The organism is Candidatus Zixiibacteriota bacterium (assembly GCA_035380245.1).
In the GTDB taxonomy this organism is placed as follows: Bacteria; Zixibacteria; MSB-5A5; order GN15; family FEB-12; genus DAOSXA01.
Window position 1 is genome coordinate 41,347 of the sequence record DAOSXA010000001.1, and the last position, 10,562, is coordinate 51,908.

Annotated in this window: 10 protein-coding genes; 8 read left to right on the forward strand and 2 right to left on the reverse strand. The window is 52.6% G+C overall.

Features of this window, described 5'->3' with window-relative positions; genetic code table 11:
- Positions 1-51: 51 nt before the first annotated feature.
- Both PLF13_00130 and PLF13_00135 read right to left on the reverse strand, forming a co-directional pair.
- Entirely contained in the window at positions 52-1,941 is a 1,890-nt protein-coding gene (locus PLF13_00130) for a hypothetical protein (GenBank protein ID HOP05672.1), read from the reverse strand.
- Positions 1,934-2,512, reverse strand: a complete 579-nt coding sequence (locus PLF13_00135) for a TetR/AcrR family transcriptional regulator (protein HOP05673.1) — start codon at positions 2,510-2,512, stop codon at positions 1,934-1,936. Before PLF13_00135 ends, PLF13_00130 begins: the two co-directional genes overlap by 8 nt.
- Before the next feature lie 525 nt (positions 2,513-3,037).
- On the opposite strand from PLF13_00135, the gene PLF13_00140 reads away from it, so the two are divergent.
- The 8 genes from PLF13_00140 (at position 3,038) to PLF13_00175 (ending at position 10,559) form a co-directional block, all read left to right on the forward strand.
- Positions 3,038-4,405: a cytochrome ubiquinol oxidase subunit I gene (locus PLF13_00140; GenBank protein HOP05674.1), complete on the forward strand. Its 1,368-nt coding sequence runs from the start codon at positions 3,038-3,040 to the stop codon at positions 4,403-4,405.
- A complete protein-coding gene (gene cydB, locus PLF13_00145; GenBank protein HOP05675.1) occupies positions 4,402-5,424 on the forward strand; it encodes a cytochrome d ubiquinol oxidase subunit II in 1,023 nt (340 codons plus the stop codon). Before PLF13_00140 ends, cydB begins: the two co-directional genes overlap by 4 nt.
- 141 nt (positions 5,425-5,565) lie before the next feature.
- Positions 5,566-6,990, forward strand: a complete 1,425-nt coding sequence (locus tag PLF13_00150; protein HOP05676.1) for a hypothetical protein — start codon at positions 5,566-5,568, stop codon at positions 6,988-6,990.
- Between the two features lie 113 nt (positions 6,991-7,103).
- The gene (locus tag PLF13_00155) at positions 7,104-7,505 is read left to right on the forward strand and encodes a hypothetical protein (GenBank protein ID HOP05677.1); all 402 of its coding nucleotides are present in this window, start codon (positions 7,104-7,106) and stop codon (positions 7,503-7,505) included.
- Between the two features lie 154 nt (positions 7,506-7,659).
- Complete coding sequence (locus PLF13_00160; protein ID HOP05678.1) at positions 7,660-7,917, forward strand: helix-turn-helix transcriptional regulator; 258 nt, start codon at positions 7,660-7,662, stop codon at positions 7,915-7,917.
- Between the two features lie 4 nt (positions 7,918-7,921).
- Positions 7,922-8,374 (forward strand): hypothetical protein, encoded by a 453-nt coding sequence (locus PLF13_00165; protein ID HOP05679.1) that lies wholly within the window; start codon positions 7,922-7,924, stop codon positions 8,372-8,374.
- Positions 8,371-9,759 carry a serine hydrolase gene (locus PLF13_00170; protein ID HOP05680.1) on the forward strand — a complete coding sequence of 463 codons (1,389 nt, stop codon included), beginning with the start codon at positions 8,371-8,373 and terminating at the stop codon, positions 9,757-9,759. Before PLF13_00165 ends, PLF13_00170 begins: the two co-directional genes overlap by 4 nt.
- An 11-nt stretch (positions 9,760-9,770) precedes the next feature.
- The gene (locus PLF13_00175) at positions 9,771-10,559 is read left to right on the forward strand and encodes a nitroreductase family protein (protein HOP05681.1); all 789 of its coding nucleotides are present in this window, start codon (positions 9,771-9,773) and stop codon (positions 10,557-10,559) included.
- The last annotated feature ends 3 nt before the right edge of the window (positions 10,560-10,562 follow it).

Here is a 10,562-nt window from a genome sequence, read left to right on the forward strand (position 1 = left end):
ATGAACCGTTACTTCGTTGCCCCAATTCAGAACTACAGCCGCCCTGACATTTCACACCGTTCCACCGGCCGGGATAAGGCAAAATCCCTCGGCGCTGCCGGCTAATCCCTCCGTTGCAGCCTTTAGCATGGATGAAATCCTTTCTTCGAACTCGGCCAATGCGGTACGAAACGATACACTCAACGTCTCGGGATCGTTGGACAAACTACGGTAGTATGCTATCGCCGATAGAAGCCCCTGTTTGAATTCATCGAGATACCGGGTTCGGGTTTCGTTGATCTCAACTGTGCAATCGGCGATTTGTTTTTTCAGATAATCCACATAAAGCGACAATTCACGGATAAACATGTGGGGTCTGGAATGACGAAGACTCAGCGCACAGCGCCCATAGATATGATCCACCATTTCCTGAAGCGTATAGACGGCGCTGAAATCCACGGCGCTCGGGCCACAGCACACGGCAGTATGTACATCCTTATCGATGCCAAGTCGATTGAGAGCGCTGCCGGCCAGGTCCATGCACAGGCAGGTTTTGCTCTGTAGAATTCGCACGGCGGCTTCTTTCAGGTTCGGCAGCAAGTTTCCCGCCTCAATTTGGTCAAGTTTCCTGGTCTGATACTGCCGCGAGGCACGGCACAGAGGCGGCCGTGCAAACTCTGAGTCCATCGCCAGAAAATGTTTCCGGCATCTTCGCCCCGGAGTTCCCTCGGCGATGCGATTGAGGCGATGTTCATCACTGGTGGTACCCTTCAAAATCCAAAAAGGCACTCCCAGCGGAGAAGCCTCACTTAAAGTTACATCATTGTCGCCGGCGGCAACGAGCTTCCGCAGATGTCGGCCATCCAGATTGGTTGCCTCCGGCACGAAAAGGAAAGGCGTCCCCCAGCCAATCCGGTCCACGCCGTAGCATTCCCGCAACATGTGATGTTCCGATGCCGTACCCACTCCTCCCTGCGCCGACAGCAGAAACGACGGTGTACCGAAGGGTGTTTTCCCAAGTGTTTGTAAGGCAGTTGCATAGTAGTTCCTCAATTCATCCTGCAGGCGCTCCCGTTTCACCCGGAACTCCTCCAAAACCGCTCCCAGCAACTGTCCCTTTGTTGGAAAAGTATGTCCGCCGCAGTTAAGACCGGATTCGATCCGGAACTCGGACACCCACAATCCACGCTTGGCAAGAATGGTTCCCTGCAGCAGTGCCGAGCGATAATCACTCACCTTAAGAATAATACTCTTTGTCGGCGGCGCCTGCAGGGTTGGGAAAAAATCCTCGAACTGCGCCATATAGGCGAAGAGCCGTTTGTTGATGCCGGCCGAGAGAACCACGCTGGACCGCAGTTTGCTGGTGGCAAAACCGCGCAGGGCTGTCATCGCGAGTCCGGTTTCCGGTATGCCTTTGCCGTTTTCATACCTTTGTTCGGCATCGACTCTCGTCATGATATTGACATCGGCGCTACCAGCTCGCAAAGCGCTTCGGAGGCCGGCTTCAAACCTGCTTTTATCCGTATCCGAACAAGTTTTGTACGTATCATAAAACGATCGCAATGAACCCGATGGTAATAACGCGAAATATCTTGCAATATCATCAGAAGAACTGAACGACTCGGCCTGCATCCGGTTCATCTGCTCGTCAACGGCATCATGAACGAAATTCAGGTACGTACGAATACGCTCCACTCTGGCTTCAGGATCGCGGCCTCGGATCGCTGTGAACGGCTTCGACCATAGAGAGGTATAATAGCGTCTGATTTGCTCCAACAAGATGTCGTCGCCAATCGACATCACTGAGCATATCCCGTAGCGGGCCACGCGCAAGGGCGAATCGACCGTAAAGCCTGTCCCCATAACCGGAATGAAGAAATGGTGCGGCCCGATATCGATGTAACTCGGCCGGTATTGCGGCCTTACCGTTGCCGTAGTCGAAGGGAGACCGATCTCAGTCATTATGGCGCACTCCTATCCCGTTGAAAATCATGTCTATCATCATATCCACCATTTCGTTCAGAGAGAATTCACCCTCTATTGAGGCCCATTGATATTCCACCGAAGCTAACGCCAGCACCAGCGCCCAGGCCGCCATGTCCGGATTATCGATCTCAAGCTCGCCCATCTCGATTCCACCCCGGAGAATCCCAAGCACCAGATCATGCTCACGTTTAACAAACGCATTGCGTATCCGCGCGAAATGAGGCCAGTATTCACCCCACGATTCCTGAGTTACACGATAAAAATTGACAAACTCGCCGACCTTACCGAGCCGCGTGGACAAATGAGCGCGGAGTTTTCCCCTGGCCCCACTCTGAGCATTGACCGAATCCCGGATAATTTGCACGAGTGAGTCGATTTCTCCCTGCACTACCGTATCGAAAATGCTTGATTTGTTCTTGAAATGCTTGTACAGGGTAGCCTTGGAAACATGGGCTTCACGGGCAATGTCATCCATCGTGACTTTTTTAAGCCCGAACTGGGCAAAAAGAATCTGTGCACATGAGATTATATGAGGCTTTTTATCCATAATCCGATTTAACTACTCCAAATTGATATATAGTACAAGAGTACGTTTTTTGCATAATATGTACTATTGTACCGCAAGTCAAGCACAGATGTTCCAGTTTTTTTCGATTATATCATATCAACATTCAGCGTCATCGGGCTTATATTACATGTTATCATATTGTATAACAATATAATAACACAACGACAACATCCTCTCCTCATAATATCTTGAATGAAGTCACCGAGATATCTCCTAACCGACTCACACGTATTGTCGGATTTGGCTACCTATCATAATCGTAGATCGATCACTTCGTATCTCAGGTCAATCTAGCGTAGAAAAACGAAGAAAATAACCCACTAATTCATTTGTGAAGGAACCGTACAAGCTCCATAGCGTTATGGCTTTTAACTGGCATGTAAAAAATTGAGCCCGCTACTTCAAATTATGAAATAGCGCAGGTATGAAACGGCGGTTGTTGCGAGTCTCGTGCTCGTCGCACCCACAAATAAACGTAATAAATACCAAGTAAGGGACACACCTGTGGATGATCCGGTTCTCCTTTCAAGAGTGCAATTCGCTCTTACGATAGCCTTCCACTACCTATTCCCGCCGTTGTCGATCGGACTTGGGCTTTTTCTGGTCATATCCGAGGGACTTTTCCTCAAGACCGGCAACAAGCTCTATGAAACGATCACTCGTTTCTGGGTAAAGGTATTCGGGCTGATTTTCGCCCTCGGTGTCGCTTCGGGAATCGTAATGGAATTCCAGTTCGGCACCAACTGGTCGATTTATTCACGCTACGTAGGAGACGTTTTCGGCAGTGCTCTGGCGGCTGAAGGTGTTTTCGCGTTCTTCCTCGAATCCGGTTTTCTGGCTATTCTCCTGTTTGGCTGGGACAAGGTCAAACCTCGAACACACTTCATCTCCACGATACTCGTAGCGTTTGGGGCACATTTATCGGCGGTCTGGATATTGGTTGCCAATTCCTGGCAGCAAACTCCGGCCGGATATCATCTGGTTGAAACAGCCAACGGCATCCGCGCCGAAATCACCGATTTCTGGGCTCTGGTTTTCAATCCTTCGACGATTGACCGCATCAGCCATGTATACATGGCGGCATGGCAGACCGGGGCGTTCCTGGTTCTCAGCGTCGCCGCGTGGTATCTGCTGAAACGAAAACACCGTGAGTTCGCTTTTAGCTCGATTAAAATTGCCGTCGCCATCGCCCTGGTTTCTTCACTTATGCAGTTGGTAACAGGTCACAGTTCGGCCCAAACAGTAGCCGAGACACAGCCGGCCAAGCTGGCGGCGTTTGAAGGACATTACGAGGCCTCAGCTCCGGCCGATTTGTATCTGTTCGGGTGGGTCGACGATGAGGGGCAACAGGCCTATGGGATAAAAATTCCGGGATTTTTAAGCTGGCTGGTTCATTTTGACAGCAACACCCCGGTGGCCGGATTGAGGGCCTTCGCCGAGGAGGATCGTCCGCCGGTTAATATCGTTTTCCAATCATACCACATTATGGTAGCGATCGGCATGGGGTTGATCGCACTTGCCCTGTTAACTTTGGTAATCGACTGGCGCGGTAAACTGGGTGACGCCCGCTGGTTGCAATGGATTCTGGTGTTCTCGGTACTGCTGCCTCAGATGGCCAATCAGCTCGGCTGGATGAGCGCCGAAGTCGGCCGCCAGCCCTGGATTGTCTATGGTCTGCTGCGGACCAAAGACGCCGCCAGCGAAGCTGTCACGGCCGGTGAGATATGGACCTCATTGATTCTTTTCGGATTGGTTTATCTGTTGTTGTTCGTCCTGTTCATCTACCTGCTGAACGGGAAAATTCAGCATGGTCCGGAGCTTCACCCTCAACCGGCTCTCGATGACGCCGCTACGGGAGGACATCAGGCATGAGTATTGACCTTAATACATTATGGTTTGCCCTGGTCGGCGTGCTGCTGGCCGGTTATGCGATCCTGGACGGTTTCGATCTTGGTGTCGGCGCCCTGCATCTGTTCACCAAGTCGGATGCCGAGCGACGGGTGATGATCAACTCCATCGGACCGGTCTGGGACGGCAACGAAGTCTGGCTCGTCACCGGCGGCGGCGCTTTGTTCGCGGCTTTCCCGGAAGTCTACGCGACTTCGTTCTCCGGCTTCTACCTGGCGATGATGCTGCTTCTGCTTGCCCTGATCTTCCGCGCCGTGGCACTCGAGTTCCGTTCCAAACGCGAGAGTAAACGCTGGCGTCAAACCTGGGACGTCGGATTCAGTATCGGTAGCACTCTTGGCGCTTTGTTGTTGGGCGTGGCTTTAGGCAATATCGCGTGGGGTGTTCCCCTCGACCAGAGCCATGTCTTCACCGGCAGCTTCCTGAGCCTGCTCAATCCCTATGCGGTCCTGGTTGGCATCACAACGGTGGCGCTTTTCGTGATGCACGGATCGATCTACCTCACCCTGAAAACCGAAGGGGAACTCCTTAAAAGAGTAACCGGCTGGATCAACAAAACGACCACTATCTTCATCATCTGCTATGTTGCCCTTACGGTCGTCACTATGCTCTTTGTCCCTCACATGACGCTTACCATCCGTGAGCATCCATGGTTGTACATCATACCGATCCTGAACGTGCTGGTAATCGTCAATATCCTGCGTGAGATTCGTAATAAACGTTATTTCCGTGCGTTTTTGTCGTCCTGCGCAACGCTGGCGGCTTTGCTGCTGCTGTTCGCCGTCAACATGTATCCGAACCTGATCCTCTCCAGTCCCGATGCCGCCAACAGTCTGACTATTTATAACGGAGCTTCCTCGGAAAAAACGCTGGAGATCATGGCCATCATCGCCCTGATCGGCATGCCGCTGGTAATAGCCTACACTTCAGCCGTCTACTGGATATTCCGGGGTAAGGTTAAGCTGGACAACCATAGCTACTAAGCAGCTTTTCGGTGATTGAACCACCGCTGCAACATATCGCCTTTTCGGGCGTCTAATCTGATTGAAAAAAAGTGAACGTCGCTGAATTTCAGCGACGTTTGCTATAGGCAGAATAAAAAAGACAAACGAGAGGCCGTCGGCATGTCCCATATTTTCAACCGCACTACGGCTGCGGCAATCCTGACAATCATACTCCTAACATGCAGCGCCTTCCCCTGCACGAGCTTTCGGCTGACAACCGACAACAGCCTGTATTATGTCCACAGCCTCAATCAAGGCAACTCCGCCTCCGTTCCCGGCCTGGTCTTTGTCAATCCCCGGGGCGAAGTCAAACAGGGATTTGCCTGGTCCGATCTCACACGTGTTAACGAGACTCCGACGGTATCACTTATCTGGCGATCTCAGTACGGCTCGATAACATTTAGCCCTTTCGGCAAAGAACTGCCGGACGGCGGTATGAACGAGGCCGGTCTGTTCGTATGGGAAATGAGTTTCGACACCGAGTACCCTGGCGACAGCCTTTGCCCCACGCTTTTTCAGACTCAATGGATGCAATATCTGTTGGACAACTACCATAGCGTGACCGAGGTAATCACCCATATCGATCACATCAATCTCGATGGCTGGGGCTGGCACTATTTCCTTGCCGACCGCTCCGGAGCAACGGCAATCGTCGATTTCATCGCCGGCTCACCGGTGATCTACACTGGCGCGGAGATGCCGGTCCCGCTCTGCTGCAATTCCATTTATCCCGAAGCATTAGAATGGCTCCGGCAATACGAGGGATTCGGAGGTGATCTCGAAATTCATCAAGTGCATGAAGAAATTCCGCGTTTCATCTACGGCGCCAAACTGCTTGCTGATTATGACAAACAGGATCCTGTCGAATACTCTTTCCATGTGCTCGATGAAATGAGCTCCAACGTCCGCTGGTCGGTCGTTTTCGATGTCGTCCGGTCGACCGTCTACTTCCGCACCAACGTAAGCCCGGAGATCCGTTTCTTCTCGTTCGGTCCGGAGGATTTCGCGCCGGGCTCAGACCTGTTGATCCTGGATGTAAACGATCCGGAGCAGGGAGATGTCCGTGCATCGCTGATCCCCTTCCGGTCGGAGCGCAACGACAGCCTGTTAGCCGATATATTCGGTCTCTTGTGCGATATGGACGACGGTTTCCGAAAATACCTGATCGAGGATCAGAATACCGATCTGTCGACGCTGGCGCACGTCATCGACACTCGAATGGAGAACATCAGCTCCGAAGCTCTTGAAATCGCGGGTCGTTGGACAGGCACGATCACGACCGCCGAAAAGGCCGATTCGATCTCAGTCGACCTCACCCTCGACTCTGAACGAAACATTCTTACCGGCATCATCACGATCGGAGCGGACCGGAGCGAACTCTCCAACCTGCGATTTCAGGGCGGATTCCTGACCTTCACCGTCGCCGCGACCGATCCCGCCCTGGTGAGCCGCTATCAACTTCATTTAAGCGGCGAGGGGCTTTGCGGTCGGCGCTCGGAAATATCGAGCGACAGCACGGCAGCGGTTAACCTCCGAAAGCAGTAACCGCGAAGCAACAGTCCGAACGGCCGCAATCTCGTTGCTTTGGTCCGATGCGAAGGTTATAATAACCCGATGTTCGACACCACCAGCAACGTTTTGCTCGGAACCATTCCTTGTTGAATTTTAAGCAAATCTTCACTCCCGCCGCGGCCGGTCGCACCTTGCAGGTTGCCCTTGTTCTACTAGCGATTTTTCACGTGGGTACGCTTGCGGGAGTTGTACCGGCTGAGATCGTCTTGGGCGGCCAGATAATCGACTCCACCGAACTCATTATCAAAGAGGCCATCGCTCTGTTCGTCACCCTGATGTTCCTGCTGGTGGTGACGCTGCGCCTGCGCGATATCCGCATGCGCCTCGACCGTAGGGGACCTCGTATCGGCGTATGGATCATCGCGGCCTATTTCGCAGTCAATCTTATAGGTAATCTCGCTTCGGGAGTTGCAGCGGAAAACACAATCTTCGCCCCGATAACGGTCATCCTGGCCATCCTGGCTTTGCGCACCGGTCTGAATAAATAGCACCGACATGATCGCTGTAAGCTATTATTATCTAACACGATAACTATCCTACCACCTCATAGCGGAGCGGAAGAATAGATATTTACCTCAATAAAATGAAACATTATACAACTAATTGTTGTATATTTACAACAAATGAATATATATTAACGCCATGAAGAGCAGAAAACTATACAATCGAATTGCGGTGCTTCGTCAGGAACGAGGCCTGAGCAGAAAACAACTGGCGGAGTTAATCGACGTCAACGTGCAGACAATCGGATACCTCGAACGAGGCGAATACAATCCCAGCCTTGATCTTGCTTTCCGAGTGAGCGAGGTTTTCGGTCTGCCGGTAGAAATGATCTTCTCTCCCCGGCCGATGCCCGCCCTGAGTGAAGAGTTGTACCGCACCAAACACAAAGAGGATTGAAGACATGTCCGTATCCAATACCCTGACCAGACGTCGAACAGGTGTCCTGATCAACTATGCCCTCCTGCTGGCCGGTCTCCTGTTAAGCGTCGCCGGTAATCTCTACGGCTGGAGCCTCACGATCAAGATCGGATTCTGGTTGTCGGTCGGTATCGTTGTTATCACATTCGTACCGGTCCATCTTCGTTCGGGACTCTGGCGTCTGGTTCATTCCCGCGCCGATGCACTCGATGAGCGTGAGATTCAAGAAACCTTGCGATCGCTGAGGCAGGCCTACGTCGTATTCAGCATTCTGTCGCTGTTAATCATATTGACACTGGTCGTTTTCGGACTCGGCAAGGGTATCCAACTGCTGGTCGTATTTTGGGTGCTGCTGTACTCAGCGCATACCCTCCCCTCGGCCTTCCTTGCCTGGACGGTATCACGGCTGCCGAACGAAACGGAGGAAGAATCATGAACAGGCCACATTCAACCGTTACTCGATTTACGTTGCTGTCGGCAGCATTTCTACTCGTGCTCGCGCTATTATCACTGGGATGTGACAACACCGTCTCGGACCAATCCAGGTACCGGGCTTTCGTGGAGGAAGCCGCTCAGGTATGGCAGTTTCAAGGTGCTTATCTCGTTGCCCGGGGAGATTCGGTTCTGGCCCGGGGAGCGGTTGGCTGTGCCGACCGAGGGGCGAACATCCCGAACCGGCCTGACACTAAATTCCTGATCGGCTCCATGACCAAGCCGTTCACGGCGATAGCCGTGTTGCAACTGACCGATCGCGGTTTGATCGATTTGAACGCAACGCTGGACCGCTATATCGACATCTACCCTGCCGAGCGAGCCAAACGCATTACCGTACACGATCTGCTTTGTCACCGTTCGGGCATCCCGGACTTGATCAACAACCGCGAATACGCCATGAAGATACATGAACATATCGAACCCGAGGAAATAGTCGCGTTCTTTGGCAACCAGCCCTTGGAATTCGAACCCGGCAGCCGGTATACTTACAGTTCCTCTAACTACGTTCTTCTTGGTCTTATCGTTGAAAAAGTCACGGGAATGCCCTGGGCTGAATACATCGACTCCGCGATCTGCCAACCGTCCGGCATGACCAACACGGGCGTTTTCGAGGATTATGCCCAACGCGAGGACTTCGCCAAAGGTTACGCTCCCGACCGAACCGGTCAATTGGTAGAAGTTCCGCCAATAAATCCCAGCGCAGGTTATGCCGCCGGGTCACTGGCCTCGACCGTAGACGATCTGTTCAAATTGAACCAGGCTTTGTACAGTACAGAACTTCTGCCTCACGTGTGGATCGACTCCATGCTTACCCCTTATTCCCCGACCTACGGCTACGGCTGGCTGATCGATGACTTCGGCGGCTATCGACTCACCGCTCACGGCGGCGGAGTACCGGGATATGTCTCAACGTTTCAGCGCTGGGTCGACGACCGGGTTTGCGTAGTCGTCTTGAGCAACAATGTGGCCGTTCCGACTCATGCCGTCGCCAATGGCCTGGCAGCTCTGGCGCTTGGTGAAGTTTGTGACGAACCGAGGGTAAAAACTCCGATCACTATAGACTCGGCCGGCCTGACTCAATACGAGGGCCGATACAAAACAACCAACGGTGAAATCAGAACGATAGAGCTGTATCGAGGTAACCTGATGTCTCAACTCGGTTACGGGACGGGGAAACCAATACTGCCTGAGGGACAAGATCGGTTCTATTTCGCTCGCGATCCCATGACCACAATCACATTCATCAGAAACAGCAACGGCAACATTACCGGGCATATCGTGCAACAAGCCTTTGACTTCGACACCGCCTGGATAGTAACGGATTAAGGGCGGATTCTATGAACGCTGTGATAGAAAGCCTGACGAACCATCGTTCGGTACGGAAATATCGCCCGCAGCCGATTGAGCCGGATAAAATGGATGCGATCCTGGAAGCTGCTACCCGAGCCGCTACGGCCGGAAACCTTCAGATGTACACTCTGCTCGTAATCGATCGACCGGAGGACTTGAAACGCCTCGATGAAGCCCTTGAAGTCCCGTTTATCGAGCGTTCAGGTTGTCCGGCAGCGATCCTGGCGCTGGTGGATTTGCATCGTGTAAAAAGCTGGATCAATCTCCATACCGAACGGGAAATCGTTTGTAATCGACCTTACAACTTCTTCATGGCGATCTGGGATGCTTTGATTGCGATGCAAAATGCCGTCGCTGCCGCCGAAAGCCTTGGGCTCGGTACTTGCTGCCTCGGCAGTGGCGTTGAACTCGACATACAGCAACTGTTCGGTGCGCCCGAGTTGGTCTTCCCGGCCGGTCTGGTATGTCTTGGATATCCCGAGGCTCTCCCTCAAAAAAGCATGCGGCTGCCGCTCGAGGCGGTCGTGCATCGCAATTGCTATCACCTTCCCAAAGCCGAGGATATCAATCGTTGGTACGACGAGCGCGACCATGTATGGGACAAAGTCCCCGAAGAGCGCAAGAATACTTTGGCCCAACAGAACATCCACGGCATTGCCGAAGCCCTGTCGGTGCAGAAATTCTCACGTGAAATCGTAGAGAAGCGAAGCCGTGGGATATTGAAGAATCTCAGGCAGTCAGGTTTCGATCTACGCACCGGCCTGGATCAGGATTAGTCG